Origin of the sequence: Salinispirillum marinum (genome assembly GCF_042650105.1) — a bacterium.
Taxonomy (GTDB): domain Bacteria; phylum Pseudomonadota; class Gammaproteobacteria; order Pseudomonadales; family Natronospirillaceae; genus Salinispirillum; species Salinispirillum marinum.
On record NZ_JBHSAL010000002.1, the window covers coordinates 1,000,621 to 1,026,116 of the forward strand.

The following is a 25,496-nucleotide window of genomic DNA, read 5'->3' on the forward strand; positions in this document are numbered from 1 at the left end:
CCTTTTTAACGTAATGGATGCCGGTTCAGCATAGCATAGTGTGCGGAAAAGTAGGCGCGCGCTCAGTCGCAGGGTTGGATAGGACGGCGTTGATCAGTGCGTTTGGTGAACCACAAAGCAGCCTCGACCACAGCCCTTGGCTTGATACATAGCCGCATCAGCATCTTTCATCATTTCTTCCGGCGTGTCATAGCGCGCCTGCCAGTGCGCAATGCCAATGCTGGCGCCGGTGGTCAATTCCAGGCCCGCCACTCGAACAGATTCGGTGAGCACATTGATGATGCGTTGCGCGACATCTTCGGCATGGGCTCGTTCTTCCATCACATTTAACAGCACCACAAACTCATCCCCGCCGAGTCGGGCCACCAAATCATGGTCACGAACCACGGTCTGTAAGCGCTTGCTTACCTCAATCAACAATTCATCGCCTACGTGGTGACCGTGGGTATCATTGATTTCCTTGAAACTGTCCAGATCCATGAACAACAGTGCCAGGCCATTGGGTTTCCGTTTACGCTTGGCCAGTTCTAACGTCAGTTGTTGCAAGAAATTCTGTCGATTGGCCAAGCCGGTCAAGGCATCGTGATTGGCTTCAAAATACAAGCGCTGCTCGGCTTTCTTGCGCTGCTCCACCTCCCGGCGCAGGCTTTCGTTGGCGTCACGTAACTCTTGCGTACTTTCCGCGATGCGACGTTCCAGCTCCTGTTGGTGCTGCCGTTGCTGATCGGCGGATAAACGTCGCTGGATTGCTACGGCGATGTGTTGTGACACGAAGTGCAAAATGGTCTTTTCGCGCTCTCCGTAAACGTAATCTTCATTGTAGGATTGCACCACCACCACACCAATCACGTCGCCGCCAAGGCTCAAGGGTGCGCCTAACCAACTGGTTGGACGATGCGTGGTTGTTACACTGTTGAAGTCTGCTGGCACCACTTCCCCCTGCGCTGCCAAAGCATCCACTTTTTGCCGGTCTAACAGTGTGGTTTCACCACGTCGAATAACGTATTCCGTTAACCCTCTCGCCATCGGCCGGGTAAAGGCTGGTACGCTGTATTGGTCACGATAGAACGGAAAGGCGAGCAGGCTTCGGTCTTCATTGACCAACGCGATGTAGCAGTTTTCCGAATCCATCAGCCCGCCCAAAACACCTTGAATGGCGGTATAGAACTCTGTGGTATCGGCACCATCAGCGGCCAGTTCAGAAATCTGGAACAACGCTTTTTGCAATTCTACCGCTTCAATGCGCTCGCGGATCTCATGTTGCAGAGAGTCGTTAATACGTTGTAAGGCTGAAGTGCGCTGTTCGACGGTCGCTTCCAAATACTCTCGGTGTTGCACGCGGTCTATCGCCACCACGGTGTATTCTGCCAGTTGGCCGAATAACGACAAATCGCGCTCGTCGTAATGTATGGTGTCATCGTAGCTCTGTAACACCATCACCCCGATGACGCTATCGTCACGTCGCAAGGGAACGCCCATCCATTGTGTGATCATTCTGCCGCTGCGCATCACCGCACCCTGATCCAATAGGGCTTGATAACTCTTTTGGTCACATAGGAAAGGCATACCCAGTTGGGCGACATAGCCGGTTAATCCTTGTGCTAAGGTGTCTGATGAAATGCTGTCCAGAGGAACTACTTCATCCTCATCGGCCAAGTATTCCACCTGAAACTGCCGCTCTGGGGTGATCATGCTGACATAGAAATTGGTCGCATGCAGATGCTCGCTGACCAGCGCATGGACGGCCGGATAAAACTCTTTCATGTTCGTGACGGCACTAGCGAGGTCAGCCAGACGCAATACCGCCGATTGCAGCACAAATGCTTGCCGATATTTGTGCAGCAGTTTACGCAAGCGGTAAACTTGGCGCTTCGCATGGGAGTTCGAATGCGTCACTCTTGACCTCTGCTAAGGGACACTAAGAGTAGTGTACGGTATGAAACGGTGCGGTGCATACTACTGCAAGTTGAGGTTACTTTGACAGTGTTCGAGCCGTCTTATTTTCTCTTAATGTCGGTGAAATAGTATGAAATATGCCGTGTTGGGCTGTCTCGTATCCTTCTTTATGTTGCTCAATACCCTGCTCGGCATAGGGCCGTTACTGTTTTTTGCGATATTGAAGCTGATCATCCCGGTGCCGGCCTTCCGGCGTCGTTGCGCGTTAATTATTTTGTGGATTGCGGAGACTTGGGCCGAAACCAACAAGCGAATTTTTGCGTTGTGCACCAAAACTCAATGGAAGGTGCATGGGTCAGCTAATCTGGGTAAAGACACCTCCTATTTGATTGTGGCTAACCATCAATCTTGGGTCGACATCCCTGCCCTTATTCAAGTGCTAAATCGTCGTGTCCCGTATTACAAATTTTTCCTTAAGCAGGAACTGATTTGGGTCCCACTGCTCGGCTTGGCGTGGTGGGGGCTGGACTATCCCTTTATGAAGCGTTATTCCAAAGAGCACATCGCCAGATACCCTCATTTGGCGGGTAAAGATATGGAAATCACGCGACGCGCATGTGAGAAATTTCGCGGCATTCCGGTTTCAATCATTAATTTTGCCGAGGGCACTCGTTACACGGCGGCTAAACATCAAGCACAAAACTCACCCTACAAACACCTGCTACGCCCCAAGGCCGGAGGCATTGCTTTTGTGCTTGAAGCCATGGGCGACCAAATCGGTGCTTTGCTGGATATTACGATTCACTACCCGGAGGGCGTACCCACGTTTTGGCAATTAGTGTCCGGCCAAATAACTGAGGTCAGCGTCCACCTCCGAGAATACCCGATTACGGACGCCTGGGTGCGTGGCGGCTATCAGACCGATCCCGAATACCGAGCGCGCTTTCAGCAATGGGTTTCCGACCTCTGGGCAAACAAAGATGCGCTCCTATGTGAACTGGATCACACAGCACAACAATAAAGGGGAAATCCCAAAGCGCTGTAGGAGATAGACCATAGCGTCATGAACGGTTGATGGCATATTATGCGGCATCGCATGGGTCGGAGAGGCGATTGCCAAGCCACCAAGCGACAACGGATAACACAACCAAGGACTTAATCATGACGCAATACACGGGTGACCTCCCATTCAATGGAACAAACAACGAGCAAGAGCAAACCAACTGGCGTGGTACGCCACCGCTTGATGCCACCTTATCTTTAACCAACACGCACAAAAGCCCTTTCCAATTCCATGGCAATGGAAAAGAATACTTCGGCATTTGGATAGTTAACCTCTGCTTAACCATCGTCACCCTAGGCATCTATTCCGCTTGGGCCAAAGTGCGCAATCAACAATATTTCTATGGCAACACCGAGCTGGAAGGCGCGACCTTTGAATACACCGCCGACCCGCTGAAGATTCTGGCCGGGCGAATCATCGCCTCTGTTTTCTTTGCGCTTTATGTGTTTGCGGAAAATTTCTCGCTGGTTTGGGCACTCGCTGCTACAGGGGCATTTTTTGTCTTTATGCCGTGGGCTATTCGCCAGTCTCTGCGCTTCAATGCACGGTTCAGCCTGTATCGAAACATTCCCTTTGTGTTCAGAGGCTCGTTAGGTGGTGCCTATAAGGCTTTCTTGCTCTGGCCGATCTTGGGCGTTATCACGGTAGGCATTTTGATGCCCTTTGCGATTTACCAACAACAAAAATACATTGTCGGGCAGCACCAGTTTGGTACTTCACCCTTCACCTTTACGGCCCGCCCCGGCGAGTTCTATGCATTATTTGGTATTTTACTGGGTGTAACCGTGGGCTGGATCGCCTTGTTGGCCGTTGGCTTCGTGGTTCTTCAGACGCTGGGCATGGTATTAATGGTACCGGTATGGCTAGGTGGCTATTTGCTCTTGTTTGCCATTTTTAACGTACAAATGGCCAACATTACCTATGGTTCAAGTTATGTCGGCCAACACAGTTTTGCACCCAACTGGCGTGTTGGCTCTTATTTTAAACTGTTGTTTACCAACACCTTGTTTACACTGCTCACCTTAGGGCTATTCATTCCTTGGGCTAAAGTACGTTCGGCAAAATACGCCGCAGAGCACACCGATGCGGTGGTGTTCGGCGACCTCGATGAATTCATCTCCGAGCAAGACGAAAAAGTATCAACGCTGGGCGAAGGCATTGGTGATCTGTTCGATCTGGACGTAGGTGTATAACCGTATGTTCACGACACCCATTGTCGTCGAAGGAAGCTGGTACGCGGCGGGTTCGTCCCGTCGCGTACCGGCACGATTGTGCTCTGATTCGAAGGGAACAGATCAATTCGATATCCTCGACCAGGCAACCGCTGAAGTATTAGCCCAAGCACGGCTGACGGAAATAAAAGTTTCATCACGGATTGGTAATACGACCCGTTTTGTCGGGTTTCCGGCGGGGAAATTCACCAGCAATGACCACGCGAGCCTGGATCGTATTGCCCAGACACAAACGCCTAAACGCTGGTCCGGCTTGGCGCATCGACTGGAATCGCACCGAAAATTTATCGCGGCCACAGCGGCCTTCATGTTGGTCTTCGGCTGGTGTGTATATGCCTATGGCATACCAGGCCTGGCCCGTGTGGTTGCCATGCACCTTCCCGCACCGGTGACTGAGCAATTAACGCAGGAAACCCTCATCGCGCTCGACCGCACCTTGTTTTCACCCAGCACGTTGAACGCCGAAGAACAGACACGTTGGCTGGAACACTTTCAACCCCTGCTGGACGACTACCCTTACTTAACGCTCCAAGTGCTGTTTCGCGATGGTGGTGATCTTGGTGCGAATGCGTTGGCACTGCCGGACGGCACCATGATATTTACCGACCAACTGGTGAGTTTGGCCGAACATCCCGATGAACTCAGAGCCATTTTGTTGCATGAAATCGCCCACGTACATCATCGCCATGGCGTACAGAGTGTTGTTCGGGGATCACTAATGGCGCTGGCGTGGGGCTTGCTGGTGGGTGACTCGTCAGCCACCGCTGAGTTGGTGCTCACGGCGCCCCTGGTATTCTCTGAATTAAGCTATTCACGCCGCTTTGAGCGTGAAGCGGACGATTTCGCCCGCGACGCCATGCTGTACCGCGGCATGGATACCGACCATTTTGGCCGGATCATGCTGCGCTTAACCTACGATGGGCGCTGCGAGACGCTGGAAGCCTGTAGGACACTGGGCGAACCCGAATCCAGCCTATCCAAATACTTGTCTACACACCCGGTCACTGAAGAACGGGTACAGCGCTTTTCGGGATCAGCCGCCGACTGATGCACGAAACTGGTTAAAACTGGCCTGCAGTTGCGGCAGAGGTACCGCGCCGGGAATGCGCATAACCTGACCTGTTGGATTATGACGGATGAAAACGCCCGGCGTACCGCTAACGCCCGCTGCCTGGCCTTCATCTGTCATCGCTTGCACACGGGCCAGTATTTGCGGGTCGTTCAAACAGGTTTGTGCATCGGCACTGGAAACGCCTACTTCTTCCATCAACTGTTGTACCGTTTGACCTTCTACCCCACGGCCACTCGATCGTGTCCGCTCGTAATAGGCATCTGTGTAGGCCCAATAGGCCGCAGCATCCGCCAAATAACCAACGCATTCAGCGCCCATGGCCGCTTGGGTTGCCATCGGGTTGTGATTGGGCAGTGGGAAATGCCGATGCGCCCAATTCACGCTGACATTGTCGCGCACAAAGGAACGTGCGGTCGCATGAAAGCGCTTGCAGAACGGGCATTCATAGTCGGAATACTCGATCATTGAAAACTCCGCATTCAACGACCCGGCGATGAAATCTTCTTGTGGATTAATGGGTCTCAGCCGCGCAGCCAGCGCATCTTGACGCTCCTGTTCCGCGCGCGCTTGAGCCATTTGCTGGTCAATAATAAAGGTTTCTATGCCCTGCGCGATGGTGTTTTGTAGCTGGCTTTCCGTGAGACCTAATTCCCTCAACCGGTTTTCCAAATCATTCATTTGACCACTGGAACGCTCAAATGTCGCTTGAGCCGCCCATGTACCCAACCCGCCCGCCAGCACTAAAATGGCGATCAGACCGATGGTTATTGTCCATTGTTTCAACATACTGCCCTCTGGCCTTTCGACCTTTTAAAATAATCGGTTTCGGATGGCATCGCGCGCACGCTGCTCTGCCTCGCGCTCGATCCGTCGACGCTCAGCCTCCGCCTCCGCTTCCAAGCGCGCACGCTCTTCTTCTGCTTCAGCTTCCAAGCGCTCGCGCTCTTCTTCTGCCGCCCGTTCCAAAGCTTCTCGTTCGGCTTGCGCAGCAGCTTCAAGTGCACGTAATTCAGACGTGGCTGCAGCCTCTAAGTTCCGCGCTTGATCAGCAACCCGCTGCTCAACGTTAGCCACGGCGCTAATAACCTCGGCTTCTAAGGCCTCCTGACGCGCCACCCACTGCGTACGTTGCGCATTTAACCGCGCTAACTCCTGCTGCACCGGTGCCGCAAAGGCTTGTTGCCGGGCGCGTAATTCAGCTTCGACATCCGCTTGCCACGCTGCCAACTGAGCATTGGCTTGATTGGTCACCGAGGCCGTCACCTGATCGTCTAAATCGGAAGACCAACGGATGTCTGGAAACCATTGTGTACCGCCTAAAGCACCCGCGACGGAAAACGTAGATATATCCGTTAACGCTTGCCTTAAAGGGTGCCGACTACCCCAACTGGCGGGCATGCCGAAGTCTGGCGAGGAAAACGCCCAGTCGAGTTGCCCATCCCAACGTGTCGTTCGAGTTGCCGATAGTGTGATCTGAGTCTGCGCCTCGGTTAAGCCCAACGGCATTTCGGGATTGGCTAATTGCCACCCGCCGACGCGCCAATTGTCTGCTTGGGCAGCAATGTCGATACGTGACGCGTTTCGGAGATCCCACGTCAAGGCGACCGACGCCTGATCGGCTTGCGGTAACCGAGAAGACTGCGCCTGCAAGCGTGCAGGTGCATCAATCAGCGCTTGATCCGATGACCAATCACGAAGTTCAACTTGCCACGCACCGCCCTGTACCAAGGCAGAGACTCGGGCTTCTTGCAGCCAAAATTGCGGTTGCGGATTGCGCTCTGGAAACAGCACGAAGTATCCATCGACCTGAGCTTGTGCAGTCTCCGAACGCGCGCTGCGTCGGTCTGCCAAACGCTGTAGCCAAGGTTCGGCCTTACCATACCAGCGTTGTCCTTGCGCCAGCCAGTCAGCCCATTGCTCACCCAGTAACAGCCCAATCAATGCAACCTGACCTTCACCGGATAGGTTGTAGGTTGCCCGAATGGCTGCCCAATCCTCTTCTGGTCCGGCGGCGAGTGCAGCTAACGCGCTGCGCAGTGAAGTCTCGCTCTCATCCACCGCACGCACAAAGCGGGACATGGACTGGCGATCTTGTGCTACGGCTTGGGTCAAGGTTTCCAGTTCTTGTCGAATCGCTCTGGCATCGTCCAATGAATTGATGGATCGATTCTCCAGCGCCTGCAAACGTGCCTGATGCGAAGCCAAACGCTCCTCGGAAGGTAAGGCCGTCACACGTTCACGCAACCGCGCATCGGCTTCATTCCACGTTTCCTCAAGCGCCTGACCTCGCGCCTCGGTGATCAAACCACCGTGACGCGCCAAGGCCTGCTCAGGCGACGGCAACTCCACTGTGTCAGCCAAGGCGGCCATTTGTGGATTGGGCTCGCGTGCTGTTTCTTCAGGCTCTGGTCGTTCTACCACACGTCCTGGTGTGCTGCGTAAAGTCCCCAACTGCAAACCATCAACCGTTACGCGCTCCAGCACCCATTTGCCGGTCAACAAGGCTAAGCCATCCAAGGCTATTTCGGCCGACGCCAAGCTAACGGTATTACGCGCCGGCTGTGCTCGATCCGTTACCGCCATATCGGTTAATTGAATTCCCAACGGTTGCCAGCGCACATCAACCTGCGCAATATCAACTTGTGCGCCATTGACTTGCGTTAAACCGCGTTCCAATGCCATACGAGCCAGGGCATCAGCAAATAGCCAACCGCCACCCCACAACACAGCCATGACCACCACAAAGGAGACGAGGCCTTTCCAACGAAATATCTTCATGGCCTACTATCCTCGCCAGAAACCGAAAGCACGGCTGAATAAACCAGCACCTTTGCTCGTGCGCACGAGGTGATAGCGTTGCAGTTTAGGGATAACGCGCGCTCGAATGACCGGCACCATGGCTTTGCTCAAGAACGCAACAGGAACAAACAACAGCACCGCAAAGACCCAACTGCCTAAGGTGAGCGTGTGATGCAAGTGGGCGATTTGCCACAGCCTATATTGGTAAAGTGATGTCCAGGTTGATGCCCATTCGGGGTGCAGCAACCACCATTCACCCACTTGATGCGCCCAAGGTGCCAGCCCTAGTGATAGCCCGCCGAACAGCGCCCATCCGGCCAGAGCCGTACCGACATTGACCCGTAACACAAGGATAAGAAACAAGATTAGTATACTGGGCAACCACAGGGGGGTGAGCCCTAGCACCATACCGAGACTGAAACCCCACGCTAATTGCCATGGGCTCGCATCGGACTGCAGGGCAGATAACAATTTATTGATCGGACCAAGCATAGCATCCCTCCTGTGCAATTCGGGGCAGTATAACGAAACCAACGCCGTTCAGGCATTAGATTGCCACATGATTACCGGCTTTTTTCGTTGTTGAATCATTCCGATCCGCAGACCGCACAATTGGGATCACGCTGCAGGCTCAGCATCTGCCATTGACTTGTTTTGGCATCAAAAAGCTGCACTTTACCCATCTGGGGATCACCTGCACCGGTAATCAGTTTGAGTGTTTCGAGCGCCATCAAGCTACCCATAACTCCGACTAAAGGTGCGGCGACGCCTGTATCCGCACAGGTGAGCTGGGTGTCGCTGTCTTCCGGGTACAAACAATGCAAACAAGGTGAGTTGGGCTGACGCGCATCAAACACACTCAATTGTGCTTCCCAGGCAATGGCAGCTGCTGACACTAGAGGAATCTGTGCCCGTACACAGGCCCGGTTTGCCGCATGGCGGCTGGGCAGATTGTCTGTTCCCGCCAACACCACCGTTGCTTGTTCAACTTCCGCTCGCAATTGCTGCTCGTCCAAAGCCATAGGCAAGGTGGTTAACGCGACCTCGGGGTTCAGTGCACGCAAAGCCTGTGCCGCCGAATCCACTTTGGTTAAGCCAATTCGTGCGGTGCTGTGCACGACCTGACGCTGTAAATTCGACAATTCCACCACATCAGGATCCACCAAAACCAAATGCCCAACCCCTGCCGCCGCCAGATACAAGGCGGCTGGACTTCCCAGACCACCCAAGCCGAGTATGAGGACACGCGCCCGCTTCAAGGCTTCTTGTCCGGCAATATCTATTTCGGGCAAAAAAATATGGCGTGAATAGCGCAATAATTCTTGGTCAGTCAACATAGCCTTCTGGATACCGGGTTCTGTGCTTGGCCAAATAGTACCTCATGACCATCAGAACAACACGGGCTGTCGGCACCTCAAGGCGCTAAAGAATGTCGATTGGTTTCCGGCCGAATTCGCTTTATGCTCTGTGTATCCTTCCTTCTTTGTCTTTTGCTGAGAGTCGCTATGATAGAGCAAGCCTTACTGGATCAGACGCGGGTACTGTCTGATCGCCTGATCAGTTTGCAAACCCCCATCCGCATTTTGGATGCCATTAACTGGGATCGCAGCATCAAAGAAGAATTCATGCGCCACAAAGCACAAAAGAACCCTGACATCAGTGCCGCCTATTACCATCAGCGAGAACTGGGTTTTAACCCAACAGAGCTGCGCCAAGCGTTCTCGGATTTGCAACGCGACATCGTGCGGCAATTGGGCCAACTGAGCCCGATTACGCAATTCATGAGTAAAATGTGCCGCGAATACCGTGATGTGATTCGGATGCTTGAAGCCCGTGGGACAACCGAATTTCACAACCTTTCTGTTGAGCTGTTTGGTCACCCGCGCGATGTCTTTCATGCGGGTGAACCCTCGCTATCCGAATTGGCGGTCATGCTGCAACAACCGCTGGCCAATCTCCTCGCGGCCGATGTCCTGCCGGAGGAAAACCGCGACGTACCGGCACCAGAAGCGGTTGCACGGTTAAAGCAACAATTGGACATCAGTATGGCAGGGGTTGGCGTTCAGGTGATGATCTCAGACGGTATTGTCAGTGATGCAGCGGCCGGGAGCGATCGGATAAAGCTGAACCAAGATGTCATGTTCTCACAGCGTGAATTGGATATTCTCGAAGCGCATGAAGGCTGGGTGCATGTTGGCACGACCCAGAATGGTCTGGCCCAGCCTTATTTGACCTGTTTAAGCAAGGGCACCCCCAGCGCCACCGTCACACAAGAAGGATTGGCAGTGCTGACCGAAATCATAACCCTAAAATCCACACCTCGCCGCTTAGCGAAGCTGGTGCAACGCATTCTCGCCGTCACGCAAGCGATCGACGGCGCAGAATTCGTGGATGTTTACCGGCTCTGTCTGGAGCAAGGCATGACACCCGACGAAAGCTATACCCTAGCGCAGCGTGTTTTTCGTGGCAGCACACCCACAGGTTTACCCTTCACCAAGGACTTGGCGTACATCAAAGGCTTTGTGCTGGTTTACAATCTTATCCGCGTGGCCATTCAACTAGGCCGGATTGACCGCCTGCCCTTGCTGTTGGTCGGAAAATTGTCCATCGATGAATTTCGCTTGGTATCTGAACTGCATGACCTTGGCGTGATCAGCGCACCTCAGTTTGTGCCGCCCCATTTCAAAGACTTGCGCGGGCTTGCCACCTGGCTGAGCTTTGGCCGGTTTATTGGCGGCTTGTCGTTTGAGCAACTGGAAAACGATTATCGACCGTTATTTATTTGATCAGCGTATTGGCCACGTTACCGAGGCAGACGGCTATGCCCAAGAGGCATAGTAATCTCCCCCCAGACTTTAAGAACGCGCTTGTAACCAAAACACCTCATAAGGTGCCAACAGCAACCGCCCTTCCGCAAAGGGCACAGCTTCACCTTGCAACAGATCAAACAAGTCAGCGTGCGAGTAGGCACCACGAATGAAGTCCTGACTGACCGACTGCGGTGTTTCGGAGAAGTTCGCCAAAACCAGCAACTGTTCATCATCCCGGAAGCGGGTAAAACCAAACACATGAATGTTACCGGTTTCCAGAATATGTGTTCCCCCGGCGCCCAACACAGGCCATTGACGACGTACCTTTAACAGATGCTGTAGGCCACCAAACACCCGTTCGGCAACACTGCCTTGGACATTTCTTTGGGCCAGTGTCGCCTCATCCACCGCAACACGATTCACCCAACGGCTGTCATTGCGCTTAGCGGGGTCCTGTTCATAGCTGTAGTCATTCAACAAGCCCAGTTCATCACCCATATATAACAAGGGCACACCGCCAATACTGAAAATAATGGCATGCATCAGCAGAATACGTCGAATGGCCATGTCCACCACTGCAGCGTTGTCTTCTTCCAAACCCTTTTCCAAGCCAACAAGAGAACCCAGCATGCCCGCTACACGACAATCGCCGGTTTGTGGATTTTCCTGAAATGGCACGCCGCGCGCAAAACTGCCCTCAAACTGGCCGGTATAGTAACGATTCAAGAATTGACGATGGTGATCCGGGTTGATGCCGAGTTGCCAGGCAATGGCATCGTCGAACGTCCAGCCGATGTCATCGTGACAACGAATGTAATTGACCCAGGCGCAATCATCTGCAATGGGGAAACGTTGCTGCAAGGAATGGGTCATTAAGCGCACTTTGCGCGTCGCCAGACTGTTCCACAGCATGGCCATCAATAAGGGATTATAAGAGAGCTGGCATTCATCTCGGCCGATGTACTTCACCACTTCATCAGGGTGCACGATCGCTTCCGACTTGAACAACAAGCCCGGTGCGGCTATGGCTGCCACGGCATTGAACGCTTGAATGACCGCATGCGCTTGTGGCAGGTTTTCGCACGACGTACCTTTTTCTTTCCACACAAAGGCCAAAGCATCGAACCGTAAAATATCGGCCCCGGCGTTCGCCAAGTACAACAGCTCACCCGCCATAGCATTAAAAACAGCGGGATTACGATAATTCAGATCCCACTGAAAGCTGTTGAAGGTTGTCCACACCCAACGCTGCATGTCTTCACGCCAGGTAAAGCAGCCTTTGCGAATTTCTGGAAAAATCTCGCGCAACGTGCGCTCATACGAATCGACTTCCGCGCGGTCTTCAAAGCAAAAGTAATAATTCAGGTATTCGGTGTCACCTTGTTTCGCCTGCTCTGCCCAGGCATGCTCGTCAGACGTATGGTTAAACACAAAGTCCAACACCATCACGATGCCTTCTTTGCGCAAGGCCGTGGCCAGTTTTTTCAAGTCGGCCATGGTGCCTAAGGCCGGGTCAACTTGCCGGTAATCGGATACCGCATAACCGCCATCGCTGTTTTCCGCAGGCGCCTTAAACAACGGCATGAGATGAAGATAGGTCAAACCCAGTTCTTTGAAGTAGGGGATTTTCTCTTGCAGTGCTTTAAGGTCGCCCGCGAACAAATCGACATAGCATGCAGCACCCAACATGTTCTCGCTGCGAAACCAATCCGGGTTGGCTGCACGCTGTTTATCTTGCTTCTTTAGCGCTGCCGATCGTGCCTGCCACGATGAAAATGCCGTGTGCAGAATTTGTTCAAGGTGATAGAAAAAATCGTATTGGTCTCCATAAAGCGACCGCAAGAGCCCGAACAGCCGAGGAAAATGGAGCGTTAAATTCTGTTCAAACGCCTGCCATTCTGCAGGTGACTTAGCGCGCTGTTGCAGCCCCGGCTGTAGCCGATTCAACGTGCGCTGTACATCATATTCAAAGGACGGGGCTACCGAAAGCGTCATCAAATTAAACCCTAAACTGAAACGTGATCAATGGGCGCAGTATAGGGGCTATGCTTGGGTACGGGCAATTCGGGGCGAATCTTAACTTGCGTCTTAACGGATATTTTTTGCTAATCAGGCTTGACCACCACAATACTACTGTATATAAATACACATACTGTATATTCAACCAGTATGGTAATGACAATGACGTATTCCCCTATGCACTCGACCGATCTGAACACGCCAGCCCATAAGGCGACCGAGACTTCACTGGATCAAGTGATTGCCCAAGGGCAAGTCTGGCAAGGTAAACACTGGCATGCCGTGGAACCAGCCACCATATCGACCGGTTATTCCGCACTGGACAACCTCTTCGCAGGCAAAGGCTGGCCACAGGGCGCGCTGACCGAAGTCCTTTACCAGCAGGCCGGTATTGGCGAAATGCGTTTACTGATACCAGCACTGGCCGAACTCAGTCAGCAGTCACGTTGGATCATGATGATTGCCCCGCCTTTCTTGCCTAACGCTGCCGCTCTGGAAGCGGCCGGTGTCGATACCAGTAAGTTATTGATCATCCGCCCAGAGTCGATACGTGACCTACTATGGACACTGGAAGAAAGCCTGCGTACAGGCAGTTGCAGTGCGGTTATGGCGTGGCCCAACACACTGAGCAGTGCTGAAACCCGTCGCCTTCAACTGGCTGCAGAAACCGGTAAGACACTCGGATTCCTCTTCCGCCCTATTGCCACAGCGCAGAACACATCGCCCGCCGCGGTTCGTTTAGAATTGCAGCCCAGCACACAGGGTACACAGGTTAAGGTACTCAAGCGCCGCGCCGGATGGCCCGGCGAACCGTTGCAACTGGACCTCGGGTTTGGTGAGCTAACGCAACCTGGCATTCAATCCAACGCGGCTAAAGCCCCCATTATTCGCGGCCCTTGGCACTGAGTGGTCGCCGCCATGCGTTGGTTGTATTTGCATTTTCCCTATCTGGCACTCGAACAGCAAACCCGCTACTGGCCAAGCCCTAAACCACCCTCCGTCATGCTGGACAGTTCGGGTAAGCAGGTGATGCTCGCCGACCCGCCAGCCCAAGCGGCGGGTATTCAGAGCGGCATGTCACTGGCCACCGCTACCGCGTTAGTACCTGAACTGCTATGTCTTGAGGCGTCTGACAGACAATGCCAAACGGCGTTGACACAAACGGCGGCAATGCTCTATCGACAAGTCGCACAAATCGCCTTACATCCGTCGCAAGGGCTGTTGCTGGAAATGAATACCATGCGTCGACTACATCCCGACCTGGATTCCTTGCAAGTTGCCTTGATACAACAAGTACAGGCCATGGGTTTCACGGTACAGGCCAGTCGAGGCAATAATCCGCAGGCGGCTCGACTATTGGCCGAAAACGGTGATTCTACAGTGGGCATAACGACAGAACAGGCCGAAGCCAAGCTATTGGCCCTGCCGATTCAACACTGCCGACTGCCCGCTGAAACAGCCATGTCCTTAGAAAAGATGGGTATTCGCACGCTGGGTGAATTCATGGCCTTACCCGATGCATCGGTCGGTCGACGTTTCGGTAAGACCCTATTGCAATGGCGCGCACAGTTAAACGGCACCCTGGCTGACCCGCAAACATGGTATGTACCACCACAGCGCTTTCATCGTCATGTCGAACTGCATGAAGATATTCGTTACACCCAGGGCCTACTGTTTCCGCTGCAAATGGTATTCCGAGAACTGGAACACTACCTGATGAATGCGCAGCAATGCACCGACGAAATTCACTTGCGCCTTAACTATCGTGCACACCCTGCTAAGCGGATTGCGCTTGGCAGTGCGGTCGGCACACACAAAGCAGAAGAGTGGCTCAAAATTGCCCAGCTAAAGCTGGAACGGCTGACGCTGGATGCCGAAGTGATGCATTTCGACGTGAAAGTTCGCCGTTTATTACCCTTAGTACCTGAAGCCCTGTCGGTACTGCACACCACCGACGAACGCGCTACCCGACCATCTGCGCTAAGACGCTTCACCAGTCACCTACAAGCGCGGCTTGGTCATGCCAGCGTAAGGCAACTGCGCCTGCGCGCCGATCACCGACCGCACCTCAGTGTCCGAGAACAGGTATTGCAAGCCGCCGAGCCGTCAACGGCGCAATATAATCCTCCGGGCTCCGGCTGGCCGCGACGCCGTCCGTACTGGCTACTCTATCAACCACAGCCGGTCGCACGTCAACAGCTCAGTTTGTTAGGCGGCCCCGAGCGCATCAAAACAGGTTGGTGGGATGCCCATGCGGTCTGCCGTGATTACTATCGTGCTCAACTGCCTGACCGCAGCCTGTGCTGGGTTTATCGTCAACCAGACCAACAGTGGTTTATTGCCGGGTACTTTGGCTAGTGGATCGGGCTAGTGAATCGGGCTGAATTTTTTGGCTAAGCTGTTGTACTTGAGTACGTGTTATGCCTCCCCATACCGACCTATTACCCTTTGCCGAGCTGCACTGCCTGAGCAATTTCAGCTTCCTACGCGGTGCATCGCACCCGGAAGAACTGATCGCACAAGCCAGTGCCTTGGGCTATAGCGCCCTCGCCATTACCGACGAATGCAGTGTCGCTGGCGTGGTGCGCGCGTGGCAATATCGACGTGAGCATGAACTGTCGCTCAAGTTAATCGTGGGCAGTGAGTTTCACCTGGAAGAGCTTTATTTTGTCTTACTGGCTCCGAACCGTCTGGCGTGGACGCAGCTATGCCAACTGATCACTCGGGCCCGAAGCCGAGCCCGCAAAGGCGAATACCAACTATTGACCAGTGACCTCGACCCGGAGGCGCTCAGTGACTGTTTATTGTTGTGGTATCCCTCAGGGGATGCGCACAAAGACACCGCCGCATTCGAACAGCTACAGAACGCATTCCCAAAGCGCCTCTGGATCGCGAACAGCCGCCATTTGGAGCCTGATGAAGACCATCTCTATGCTTACCGACAACGGCTGGCACAACAATTAACATTGCCCGAAGTGTGTACCAATCAGGTGCATATGCATGTACCTGAGCGACAACGCCTGCAAGATACCCTGACTGCCATCCGACATGGCTGCACCCTTCAAACCGCAGGCTATCGGTTGTTCATCAATGCCGAGCGACACTTGCGCAGTCGCAAGCGCCTGAGCCTACTTTATGACGAAGCCGCCATTAGGCAGACCCAAGAGATCGCCCAGCGCTGTGTCTTTGAGTTAAGCGAGTTGCGCTACGAATACCCTGCGGAAATCGTCCCTCAAGGCCTTACCGCGGCAGCCTATTTACGGCAGTTAACGCACACAGGCGAGCGCCGACGCTACCCGGCAGGCACACCTTTGAGCGTACAACGTGACATCGCCAAGGAACTCAATCTTATTATCGAATTGCATTACGAACATTTCTTTCTGACCATAGAAGACATCGTACGCTTCGCGCGCCGCCAGGGTATTTTATGCCAAGGGCGCGGTTCGGCAGCAAATTCGGCGGTGTGCTTTTGCTTGGGCATTACAGAAGTTGATCCGGCACAGGTAACCCTGCTTTTCGAGCGTTTCATTTCCCGTGAGCGCAACGAACCTCCTGATATTGATGTCGATTTCGAGCATGAGCGCCGTGAGGAGGTCATTCAATACATTTATCAAAAATACGGACGCCATCGCGCTGCCCTGACCGCCACAGTCATCAGTTATCGCAGTAAGAGCGCCATTCGAGATGTGGGTAAAGCACTCGGGTTTGATGAACCGGACATGGACCGGCTGATTCGCCAACTTGACCGTCGTGATACCGAAAATCCCTGGTCTGAGCAGTTGCGCCAACTGCCAGATCCCATCGGTAGAAGCAGTGCCTTACTGACCCAACGCTTCATTGAGTTGGTCATAGAAATACAACGATTTCCCCGACACTTGTCACAGCATGTTGGTGGTTTCGTCATTGCGGCGGATCACCTAAACCACTGGGTACCGACGGAAAACGCCGCCATGGCAGACCGCACGGTGATTCAATGGGACAAAGACGACTTGGAAGCACTGGGCTTGCTTAAAGTGGATATTCTGGCGCTGGGCATGTTGTCGACGATCCGCAAAAGCTTTCACATGATTCAAGATTTCTATGGTCGAGAATACCGTTTGGCCACAGTGCCACAAGACGATCCCGACACCTACCGGATGCTGCAAAGAGGCGACAGCATCGGTGTGTTCCAGGTGGAGTCGCGTGCACAGATCAATATGCTGCCACGCTTACGGCCACAAAATTATTATGACTTGGTCATTCAGGTATCCATTGTTCGTCCCGGTCCTATTCAGGGCGACATGGTGCATCCCTATTTGCGACGCCGTGATGGACTTGAACCTGTCGATTACCCCTCGCCAGAGATCAAGAAAGTGTTGGAACGCACATTGGGCGTGCCAATCTTTCAAGAACAAGTCATTGCTTTAGCGATGGCCGCAGCGGGCTTCAGTGCCGGTGAGGCCGATCAACTCAGGCGCGCCATGGCCAGCTGGAAGAAGCACGGCCACATGGAGCAACTGCAAGCGCGGCTGATCGAAGGCATGCGGGAGCGCGGGCACGGTGAAGCATTTATTCAACGTATTTGCCGACAGATTCAAGGGTTCGGTGAATATGGTTTTCCCGAATCACACGCCGCGAGCTTCGCTCTATTGGTGTATGTCTCGGCGTGGCTGAAGTGCCATGAACCGGCGATCTTTTGCTGTGCGTTGTTGAACAGCCAGCCTATGGGGTTCTATTCGCCTTCACAGTTAATTCAAGACGCACTTCGGCATAACGTGGAAATTCTGCCGGTGGACGTGAATGCGAGCACCTGGGATCATCATATCCTGCCCGCCTCACACAGTACCCCTGAAAAGCCCGAACCCGCTATTCGACTCGGTTTGCGCCTGATCAAAGGTCTCAGCGCAGAGGCCGCGCAACGGATCTTGCGGCAGCGCCCGCCAACAGGTTATGCAGCCCTCACCGACCTGCAAACGAACGTTCACCTCGCGCAAAGAGACTGGCAGGTACTGGCGTCGGCCGGTGCCTTCCGTAGTTTGTCTGGGCATCGTTATCAAGCGCGCTGGGACACCCTGGGCCGCGTCGCCGCTACGCCGTTGTTTACCGCTGACATGTTCACCGAGCAGGCGTTGTCCCTGCCGGCACCCAGCGAAGGTGACAATATTCTGGAAGATTACAGCAGCCTAGGCCTTACGCTGGAACGTCACCCTCTGGCCCTGTTACGTGAACAAGGGCAGTTACACCCCAAAGCGTTGAGTGCCGAGCAGTTGCAGGAGTTACCGCCGCACAAGCAGGCCGTTGTGGTTTGTGGCTTGGTGACGGGGCGACAACGCCCCGGAACATCATCCGGGGTAACCTTTGTGACCCTGGAAGATGAAACCGGTAATACCAATGTGGTGGTATGGCTCAGTACGGCACGCCGACAACGCAAAGCCTTATTGATGGCGCATTTGCTACAGGTAACCGGTGTCTTAGAAAAAGAAGGCGATGTGGTCCATGTGGTGGCGAATCATCTACAGGATCGCAGTGACCTGCTGTCGGGGCTTCGCCTTCCCTCGCGCGACTTTCATTGATGTGATTGCCGCGCTACAGGTTCACTTTACGCACCACGAGACTGCCAATGGAATACCCTGCTCCAAACGAACAAATCACCCCCACATCACCGGGTGCCAAGTCTTCATGGTGCAGACTAAAAGCAATGATTGAGCCAGCCGAAGCGCAGTTCGCGTAGCGATCAAGCACAATGGGCGCTTCCTCAGCCGAGGCATCACGGCCCAGCAATTTGCGTGCAATCAGCAAATTCATATTGATATTGGCTTGGTGCAGCCACCAACGGCGAACATCGGTAGCATTCAATTCATGCAGGGCCAGGTGTTGGGCGATGTGTTCCGCCGCCATGGGGCAGACTTCCTTAAAAACGGTGCGCCCTTCCTGATGAAACAGCTTATCAGGAGCGAAGGGGTCGGCATCGTTGGTACGCGATAAATAGCCGAAATTCGAGCGAATCGTGTTGGAAAATTGTGTCTTCGCTTGCGTACTCAACACTTCATATACATGCGGTGCATTGGCCGTATCCGCGCGCTCCAAGACAACGGCGGTTGCCACATCACCAAAAATAAAATGACTGTCCCGGTCGCGGTAATTGACTTGCGGTGACGTTAACTCCGGATTGATCACCAACACGGCACGCGCCGTTCCGGCCTTGATCATTTCATAGGCCCGATGCTGGGCAAAAGTCGCTGCCGAACACGCCACCAACATATCAAACCCAAACCCGGTAATGCCCAGCGCTTGCTGAACTTCAATGGCAATCGCCGGGTACGCCCGTTGGGTGTAAGCACAGGACACAATGACCGCATCAATATCCGTGGGTTGCTTGTGCGCCGCGGCCAATGCTCGTTGCGCAGCATTGACCGCCATTTCAGCCTGATGGCTCAAAGCCTCGTCGGCGCGCTCTGGTATCCGTGGACGCATGCAATTAACGTCCAGAATACCGTCTTTTACATACACATGGCGTTGTTTAATGCCGCTCGCCTTTTCGATAAAGGCAGCGTCCGAACGTGCCACTGCAGAACGCTGCCCGGCGTCTATTTCGGTCGCATATTCTGCGTTGTGTTGGTCGGCATAATCATTCAGCACCTGCACCAATTCTTCATTAGTCACAATGTGTTCAGGTGTCCAGAGACCAACGCCGCTGATCACGACGTGTTGGCTGGGTTGGGGTAATTGCATGTTGTTTTCCTACACCAAATCAATGGGTGTAGTGTAGCAGCCTTGTCAGCGGTTTACTCAGTTAGGCGACAACCACTTTTGCACCATGGTATGTAATTGCACCATTTTGACCGGTTTTACCAGAACATCATTCATCCCAGCACTCAGGCAGGCGGCTCGATCACGTTGACTAACATTAGCCGTAAAGGCAATGACCGGGGCAGCAAACCCTTGCTGGCGCAAGCGTTCTGTCGCCTCCAAACCATCCAAGTCTGGCATTTGAACATCCATCAACATCAAGTCAGCGTTATGATGCTTCACATAGTCTAGTGCACGCTGTGCTTGATCAAACGCCTGCACCGTTGCACCCAGCTTTTCCAATATAGCAGTAACCACTCGGAGGTTAACGGGATTATCGTCCACCACCACCACTTGAACATGATTAAGTGACGGCAGCGGCGTGACATTAGACGCCGTCAGTTCATCGGCTGCTACCCAGCGGCGAAGGTGAAATCGCCCGTATGGCAAAGCTTCCAACGCTACATTCGGTAAGGTCGGTAAGTCATACACCACCGACTGCGGCAAGAACCACAACACACTGTGTTCTGCCAACGACCAGCGCTGTAGGTGATCGGAGTCAAAGTGTCGGCTGAACACCAACCAGCGATCTACAGTCACGGCAGACGTCGGAACGGCATCAATGTCTTCCAACAGCACCACCTCGCCCTGCATAGCGACGATATCACGCGCTGCAAGCTCCGCCATATAACGCCAATGAGGATCCGTCAGGATACCAAAACGCTGTGTCAGTTCAGGCAATGGCCTGCCATCGGCGGGCAGGGGAATGGTGAAATAAAATGTGCTTCCGGCGGCTGGCTCACTGACCACATGCAATCGACCACGCATCATATTGACCAAACGAGTACAAATTTGCAGCCCTAAACCAGCACCACCATAACGGCGGGCGGTTGAATCATCGGCTTGGATAAAGGCGTCAAATATGGTGCTTTGCTTTTCCGGTGCAACACCAATGCCGGTATCAATCACGGCGAACTTAAGCAAATCATCCGTCGCCCGCCGCACTTCGATGCAGATTGATCCTTCTTCGGTGAATTTGTAAGCATTGCTCAGTAAATTGGCCAATACTTGTTTTAACCGACTTTCATCTCCCCGAACGTACACCGGCACATCGGGTGCTACATCGATTACCAGGTCAATCTCTTTGCTATCGTTCGTCGCCCGGTACAAATCACAGACCGATTGCAATAGATGGTCCAGATCAAACAGGGCCTCATCCATGTGCATTTTGCCGGCATTTAAACGCGCTAAATCCAGGATATCGTTGATGAGATACAGCAAAAAGCGGGAAGATTGATGAATGGTATCCAGTTGGCGCAGGGTACGATCATCGAGCGGTTGTGATTTAAGCAACTCTACGGTGCCATGAATGGCATTCAAGGGCGTTCTAAGTTCATGGCTCATGTTGGCCAGAAAACGCTCCTTAGCAAGAATCGACTCACGTGCCACTTCTAACGCGTGTTGCTGAACCACTTGCAGGTGCAAACGTACCCGTGCCAACACAATGGAATGATGAAACGGTTTATGCACGTAATCACAAGCGCCCAGCGCCAAGCCGCGTTCTTCGTTTTCAAGATCACCGGTGCCGGTAATGAACATAACCGGTATGTGTTCAGTGTGCTCGTCACTTTTCAAACGACGGATGACCTCAAAGCCATCCATGTCGGGCATCATCACATCCAACAAGATCAAATCCGGGCGGATTTCACGGGCCTTGCGCAACCCTTGCTCACCGTTGCGGGCCAAAGCCACATCAACTTCCGGCCGCAGTAGTTCTGCCAAAATGGTCAAACTGGCTTTGTCGTCATCGATCAGCAGTACCTTTTGGCGCCGCGTTAACGCAGCAAACTCCGGTGCTACCGCCCCGTCTCCAGGGGAATCTATCGTTTCTTTCCGCACTTCCATGATCCTAGTCGCCTCCAAGTTGCGCCAGTAGATTCAACGCCTGTTGTGCTGCCCGCTCATATTCCAGCTCTTGAATTTGCGTAATGATGTCATCGACTTCTGCACTGCGGTTGGCTTGCTTTGCTAACGGTTTCAAGCCTTCCAAGTAGGGTTCGATCTTTAAATCCGAGCGCTGCATAAACGGTATGAGAAAGTGTAGCGCACTGCGCAAGTCTTTGCCGAGTTCAGATGCCACTTCTGCCGTCGTATCCAAATGCGCGCGAATGGACTTAAGCGCCCCAATTAACGACGCCAATGCGTCCGAAGCCTGTTTCACCGCAACGTTCGGATCACCTTTTTGTTCCAATACGCGTTCAACCTCGACACAACTGGCCGCTAGGTCCTGCGCTCCGATGTAGGCTGCATTGGATTTCAAAGTATGGACGGTTTGATAAAGACCACTGTCGTCAGCTGCTTCGAGTTGCTCCTTGAGCAACCGGACATGCGCTTGATGGCCCTCGATGAACTGCCGCAATAAATTGAGATACAACCCCACATTACCCTGTAAAGCACGCACGGCGCTCGCGCTGTTGAGCACCGCGAGTTGCTCTACTGCCTTGGGCAGTTGACTCACGCTTTCCGGCGCCGAGTGCACAATGACGGGTTTTGTCGCACCCTCATTGCGAGGAGTAAGATGGCGCACCAACACCTGATAGAGCTCATTCGGGTTTATGGGCTTACCCAGGTGGCCATTCATACCCGCCGCGAGTGATTTCTCAACGTCCGTCGCCATCACATGCGCGGTCATGGCGATCAACGGCAAGGTATCACTGTCCAAGTTCAAATCACTGCGAATCGCTCGCGTGGCCGTTAAGCCATCCATAACGGGCATTTGGATATCCATCAGCACAAGGTCGTACGAATGCCGACTCAGGCGTTGTACAGCCTCGGCACCGTGCTCTGCCATATCCACAGTAACCCCGGTGCTGCTGAGAAATCCCTGCGCGACTTGCCGGTTGATCGCGTTATCTTCCACCAGCAGGATGCGGTAGTCCGACAAATCCGGCGCATCATCAAACCGTTTGAGGTCTTCATCTTGCCTAAACTGCCGGGTACCTAACATCTGTGCCAAGGCATCATGCAACCCCGACTGCGACACGGGTTTTTCCAAAAACTGTTTAATATTGACGTCTTTCAACTGCCGTAAAGCGTCTTCCTTATCGTACGCCGATACCATCAAGATATGCGGGGCTTCTGCGCCATATTGTGCCTGAATACGGCGTGAGCTTTCGATACCATCCATACCTGGCATATGCCAGTCCATCAGAATAAAGTCGTAAGCTGTTTTGTGCGCGCGTGCAGACGCAATCATACCCAATGCTGCTTCACCACTCGCAGCTTGATCTACCTGCACACCTAAATTGTGCAGCAATTCGCACAAAACGTGCCGGGCCAAATCAATGTCGTCCACGACCAGCGCGCGTAAACGGGAAAACTCTTGCGGCAACACGTCCATTACCGGTTCCTGCCGGGCCGCCATGCGCAAGGGCAACCGGACAAAAAAGGTACTGCCCTCGCCCGCTGTACTGACCAAATCAATGCTGCCACCCATCAGTTCACACAGCTGACGCGAGATGGCCAGTCCCAAGCCGGAACCACCGTAGCGTCGGGTCATGGACTCGTCGCCCTGGCTGAATGATTGAAACAGCCGCGACTGCTGTTCGGGGGTCATGCCGATGCCAGTGTCTGATACGGCACACTGCAATAGCAGCCCGTCACCATCCTGTTGTTCGGCAATCACACTGAGGCATACTGTGCCACGCTCGGTGAACTTCACCGCATTACTGATTAAATTCACGAGAATTTGCTGGATACGTAAGGGGTCGCCTAAGAGCTGTTTAGGGAGCTGCGTATCAATATCGCAGATCAACTCTAACCCTTTTGCATGGGCGCGTAATGCGCTCATGTTGACGGCCCGCTGGATGACTTTTTCCAGATCAAAATCAGTGGTTTCTATGCGTAAATTACCCGTTTCAATGCGCGAGAAGTCCAAAATATCGTTGATCAGGCTAAGCAGGCCTTCGCCCGCATCCAGAATTTTACTGAGATAATCCCGTTGGGTGCGATCCAGCGGTGTTTTCATGCTGAGCCGACTGAAGCCAATGATGGCGTTCATCGGGGTACGAATTTCGTGGCTCATATTGGCCAAAAACAGGGATTTCGCATTGGTCGCTTCTTCTGCTCGTGCCTTTGCATCCTGCAACGCCTGCTCGGCGGCCCGGCGCGCGGTGATGTCTTGCGCGACCATCACCACCCCTTGCGACGGGTCGTTTTCATCGATCAACTGTGCGTTAGTGGTACACCACACCTGTCTGCCGTCTTTGGCGAGCAGCAAATGATCTTCGTGGTAGGATTGCCCGGAATACACCATCTGTTGGGCCGCGTTAGTGCTCTGCTCGTATTCTTCTTCACTGGTAAACAAACGACGCGCGGTTTGTCCCTCAATTTCCTTCGCTTGGTAGCCAAACAGTTGTTCAAAACCATGATTCACGCGCTGAATCACCCGGTTCTTCACAAACACGATGCCCACCAAGGCGTTGTCGAGAATGGCTTTTTGTTCCAACAGGGTTTGTTGCAGATGCGCGGTGTGCTGCTCGACTTTCTGTTCCAAATGCGTGGTCAGTTCGCGGTTTTCTTCGTTCACCAAACGGACTTTATCGGCAATCGCGAACGCCAGGAGCAAGGCATCGAGGGTTACGCCCACAAGACCCATCAAATAGATGTTGACGTTGATACTGGGCAAAATGCCCAAGTTGAGCATATTGCCAATCAGGTTGGGCACCAACAAGGTCACATAGGCAATGACAAAATATCGCGCCGGTTTAAACCCCCGACGCCACGCGACAATACCGACATAGAAACCGGTGATCATCAGGCCACCGGTCGATACGCTGGCGAAGTGCACCCCCCAACCAGGTGAGACGATCGAAAACGGTATACCAATAAGTCCAATCAGCGCAAATCCCAAGCTGATCTTAGCCGCCTTGGGGTTGAACTCCTTCAGATTGAGCAAGCGGATGATGAACAAGGCACTGAACAAGGGGAGCAACAAGAAACCCACCATGTGTAAGCCGGGAGCGCGGAAATCAAATAGCTGTGCTTGCACGTTGAGGACCTGAGCCCACCCCCACAGCCAGGACGAAACAAACAACGAGTACCAAAGATAGGTGCGGTCGCGCGTACCCAAATAGATGAAGAAATTGTACAGCGCCAAAGCAAAGCCGATGCCCAAACACAGCATCAGCAAGGCATTTTCCCACGTCACCAGCCGCAGTAATTCATGTTCGGGCTGTAACAGCACCTTAACGGGCGCAAAATAAAAATCACTGTCGAACAGCACCAATAACTCATACTCAGCGCCCGGCTCCAGTGCTACGCGACCACCATAATGATATTGGAATTCGAAGGGCGCGCGGTATCCGGTGCGAATCTCTTGTACGCCATTGGGGCCGTACAGGCGGAAATCAATGTGTTCAACGGTCGATCCATACGGGTAAAACGCCCATTGCGTTTCGTCGGTATCGTTCAGGAGGCGTGCCGTCAGCCAAAACGTATCGCCATTGAAGGCGATTCGATCTAAGGGTGTTAATTCAGCTTGCCAAGACGTCAGTGCTTGCGCAGAGGATGGAAAACTGCGCGCATTGCCTTTGGCCAAGGTCCCTTGTGACATAAGATCGACCCCTTGCAGCTCACTGATACGCAAGAGGGGGGCTTCAACAGTCTGCGCAGCCACCGTACCGACCAGCAAAAGCACGTTCAGTACAGCAGCAAACAGCGCTGCCTTAACCCCGGCAAGGAAGGTTTGATTAGCCACAGGAACTCCTATGTTCGATTGATCAACGCCGGTATTTTTATTGGCGTTGATCTATTGACCGTAGAATAACCTTATCAAA

General features: G+C 53.3%; 16 protein-coding genes. 7 read left to right on the forward strand and 9 right to left on the reverse strand.

Features of this window, described 5'->3' with window-relative positions:
- Positions 1 to 93: 93 nt before the first annotated feature.
- Positions 94 to 1,896 (reverse strand): sensor domain-containing protein, encoded by a 1,803-nt coding sequence (locus tag ACFOSD_RS11855; protein WP_380696774.1) that lies wholly within the window; start codon positions 1,894 to 1,896, stop codon positions 94 to 96.
- Positions 1,897 to 2,026: 130 nt separating this feature from the next.
- On the opposite strand from ACFOSD_RS11855, the gene ACFOSD_RS11860 reads away from it, so the two are divergent.
- The 3 genes from ACFOSD_RS11860 (at position 2,027) to ACFOSD_RS11870 (ending at position 5,239) form a co-directional block, all read left to right on the forward strand.
- Positions 2,027 to 2,917 (forward strand): acyltransferase, encoded by an 891-nt coding sequence (locus ACFOSD_RS11860; RefSeq protein ID WP_380696776.1) that lies wholly within the window; start codon positions 2,027 to 2,029, stop codon positions 2,915 to 2,917.
- Positions 2,918 to 3,057: 140 nt separating this feature from the next.
- A complete protein-coding gene (locus tag ACFOSD_RS11865; protein ID WP_380696778.1) occupies positions 3,058 to 4,152 on the forward strand; it encodes a YjgN family protein in 1,095 nt (364 codons plus the stop codon).
- 4 nt (positions 4,153 to 4,156) lie between these two features.
- A complete protein-coding gene (locus ACFOSD_RS11870) occupies positions 4,157 to 5,239 on the forward strand; it encodes a M48 family metallopeptidase (RefSeq protein WP_380696780.1) in 1,083 nt (360 codons plus the stop codon).
- Here the strand turns inward: ACFOSD_RS11870 and ACFOSD_RS11875 are convergent.
- The 4 genes from ACFOSD_RS11875 to ACFOSD_RS11890 all read right to left on the reverse strand — a co-directional run bounded on the left by ACFOSD_RS11875 (position 5,225) and on the right by ACFOSD_RS11890 (position 9,399).
- On the reverse strand, positions 5,225 to 6,049 hold the full coding sequence (locus ACFOSD_RS11875; RefSeq protein WP_380696782.1) for a DsbA family protein: 825 nt from the start codon (positions 6,047 to 6,049) through the stop codon (positions 5,225 to 5,227). The two genes, ACFOSD_RS11870 and ACFOSD_RS11875, sit on opposite strands and share 15 nt — an antisense overlap.
- Before the next feature lie 24 nt (positions 6,050 to 6,073).
- On the reverse strand, positions 6,074 to 8,041 hold the full coding sequence (locus tag ACFOSD_RS11880) for a TIGR03545 family protein (RefSeq protein WP_380696784.1): 1,968 nt from the start codon (positions 8,039 to 8,041) through the stop codon (positions 6,074 to 6,076).
- A 6-nt stretch (positions 8,042 to 8,047) separates the two neighbouring features.
- Positions 8,048 to 8,554, reverse strand: a complete 507-nt coding sequence (locus ACFOSD_RS11885) for a TIGR03546 family protein (RefSeq protein WP_380696786.1) — start codon at positions 8,552 to 8,554, stop codon at positions 8,048 to 8,050.
- A gap of 95 nt (positions 8,555 to 8,649) precedes the next feature.
- Positions 8,650 to 9,399 carry a HesA/MoeB/ThiF family protein gene (locus ACFOSD_RS11890; RefSeq protein WP_380696788.1) on the reverse strand — a complete coding sequence of 250 codons (750 nt, stop codon included), beginning with the start codon at positions 9,397 to 9,399 and terminating at the stop codon, positions 8,650 to 8,652.
- 168 nt (positions 9,400 to 9,567) lie between these two features.
- Between ACFOSD_RS11890 and ACFOSD_RS11895 the strand changes: the two genes are divergently transcribed.
- Positions 9,568 to 10,848, forward strand: a complete 1,281-nt coding sequence (locus ACFOSD_RS11895; RefSeq protein WP_380696790.1) for a flavohemoglobin expression-modulating QEGLA motif protein — start codon at positions 9,568 to 9,570, stop codon at positions 10,846 to 10,848.
- Positions 10,849 to 10,917: 69 nt separating this feature from the next.
- Here ACFOSD_RS11895 and ACFOSD_RS11900 read toward each other — a convergent pair whose 3' ends face one another.
- The gene (locus tag ACFOSD_RS11900; protein WP_380696792.1) at positions 10,918 to 12,867 is read right to left on the reverse strand and encodes an alpha-amylase family glycosyl hydrolase; all 1,950 of its coding nucleotides are present in this window, start codon (positions 12,865 to 12,867) and stop codon (positions 10,918 to 10,920) included.
- A gap of 186 nt (positions 12,868 to 13,053) precedes the next feature.
- On the opposite strand from ACFOSD_RS11900, the gene imuA reads away from it, so the two are divergent.
- The 3 genes from imuA (at position 13,054) to ACFOSD_RS11915 (ending at position 18,443) form a co-directional block, all read left to right on the forward strand.
- Positions 13,054 to 13,797 (forward strand): translesion DNA synthesis-associated protein ImuA, encoded by a 744-nt coding sequence (gene imuA, locus ACFOSD_RS11905; protein WP_380696794.1) that lies wholly within the window; start codon positions 13,054 to 13,056, stop codon positions 13,795 to 13,797.
- A gap of 12 nt (positions 13,798 to 13,809) precedes the next feature.
- Complete coding sequence (locus tag ACFOSD_RS11910; protein WP_380696796.1) at positions 13,810 to 15,249, forward strand: Y-family DNA polymerase; 1,440 nt, start codon at positions 13,810 to 13,812, stop codon at positions 15,247 to 15,249.
- A gap of 62 nt (positions 15,250 to 15,311) precedes the next feature.
- Entirely contained in the window at positions 15,312 to 18,443 is a 3,132-nt protein-coding gene (locus ACFOSD_RS11915) for an error-prone DNA polymerase (protein ID WP_380696798.1), read from the forward strand.
- Positions 18,444 to 18,456: 13 nt separating this feature from the next.
- On the opposite strand, the gene ACFOSD_RS11920 is transcribed toward ACFOSD_RS11915, so the two are convergent.
- From ACFOSD_RS11920 to ACFOSD_RS11930, 3 genes are read right to left on the reverse strand one after another with little or no spacing between them, the layout of a single operon-like run.
- Positions 18,457 to 19,602, reverse strand: a complete 1,146-nt coding sequence (locus tag ACFOSD_RS11920; RefSeq protein WP_380696800.1) for a beta-ketoacyl-ACP synthase III — start codon at positions 19,600 to 19,602, stop codon at positions 18,457 to 18,459.
- Between the two features lie 57 nt (positions 19,603 to 19,659).
- Positions 19,660 to 21,564, reverse strand: a complete 1,905-nt coding sequence (locus tag ACFOSD_RS11925; RefSeq protein WP_380696802.1) for a response regulator — start codon at positions 21,562 to 21,564, stop codon at positions 19,660 to 19,662.
- A 4-nt stretch (positions 21,565 to 21,568) separates the two neighbouring features.
- The gene (locus tag ACFOSD_RS11930; RefSeq protein WP_380696804.1) at positions 21,569 to 25,417 is read right to left on the reverse strand and encodes a response regulator; all 3,849 of its coding nucleotides are present in this window, start codon (positions 25,415 to 25,417) and stop codon (positions 21,569 to 21,571) included.
- Positions 25,418 to 25,496 lie beyond the last annotated feature (79 nt).

Excerpts from the sequence above, each read along its gene's own strand:
- ACFOSD_RS11860 (WP_380696776.1), top strand. The coding sequence starts at position 2,027 with ATGAAATATGCCGTGTTGGGCTGTCTCGTATCCTTCTTTATGTTGCTC.
- ACFOSD_RS11865 (WP_380696778.1), top strand. The coding sequence starts at position 3,058 with ATGACGCAATACACGGGTGACCTCCCATTCAATGGAACAAACAACGAG.
- ACFOSD_RS11870 (WP_380696780.1), top strand. The coding sequence starts at position 4,157 with ATGTTCACGACACCCATTGTCGTCGAAGGAAGCTGGTACGCGGCGGGT.
- ACFOSD_RS11875 (WP_380696782.1), bottom strand. The coding sequence starts at position 6,049 with ATGTTGAAACAATGGACAATAACCATCGGTCTGATCGCCATTTTAGTG.
- ACFOSD_RS11880 (WP_380696784.1), bottom strand. The coding sequence starts at position 8,041 with ATGAAGATATTTCGTTGGAAAGGCCTCGTCTCCTTTGTGGTGGTCATG.
- ACFOSD_RS11885 (WP_380696786.1), bottom strand. The coding sequence starts at position 8,554 with ATGCTTGGTCCGATCAATAAATTGTTATCTGCCCTGCAGTCCGATGCG.
- ACFOSD_RS11890 (WP_380696788.1), bottom strand. The coding sequence starts at position 9,399 with ATGTTGACTGACCAAGAATTATTGCGCTATTCACGCCATATTTTTTTG.
- ACFOSD_RS11895 (WP_380696790.1), top strand. The coding sequence starts at position 9,568 with ATGATAGAGCAAGCCTTACTGGATCAGACGCGGGTACTGTCTGATCGC.
- ACFOSD_RS11900 (WP_380696792.1), bottom strand. The coding sequence starts at position 12,867 with ATGACGCTTTCGGTAGCCCCGTCCTTTGAATATGATGTACAGCGCACG.
- imuA (WP_380696794.1), top strand. The coding sequence starts at position 13,054 with ATGACGTATTCCCCTATGCACTCGACCGATCTGAACACGCCAGCCCAT.
- ACFOSD_RS11910 (WP_380696796.1), top strand. The coding sequence starts at position 13,810 with ATGCGTTGGTTGTATTTGCATTTTCCCTATCTGGCACTCGAACAGCAA.
- ACFOSD_RS11915 (WP_380696798.1), top strand. The coding sequence starts at position 15,312 with ATGCCTCCCCATACCGACCTATTACCCTTTGCCGAGCTGCACTGCCTG.
- ACFOSD_RS11920 (WP_380696800.1), bottom strand. The coding sequence starts at position 19,602 with ATGCAATTACCCCAACCCAGCCAACACGTCGTGATCAGCGGCGTTGGT.
- ACFOSD_RS11925 (WP_380696802.1), bottom strand. The coding sequence starts at position 21,564 with ATGGAAGTGCGGAAAGAAACGATAGATTCCCCTGGAGACGGGGCGGTA.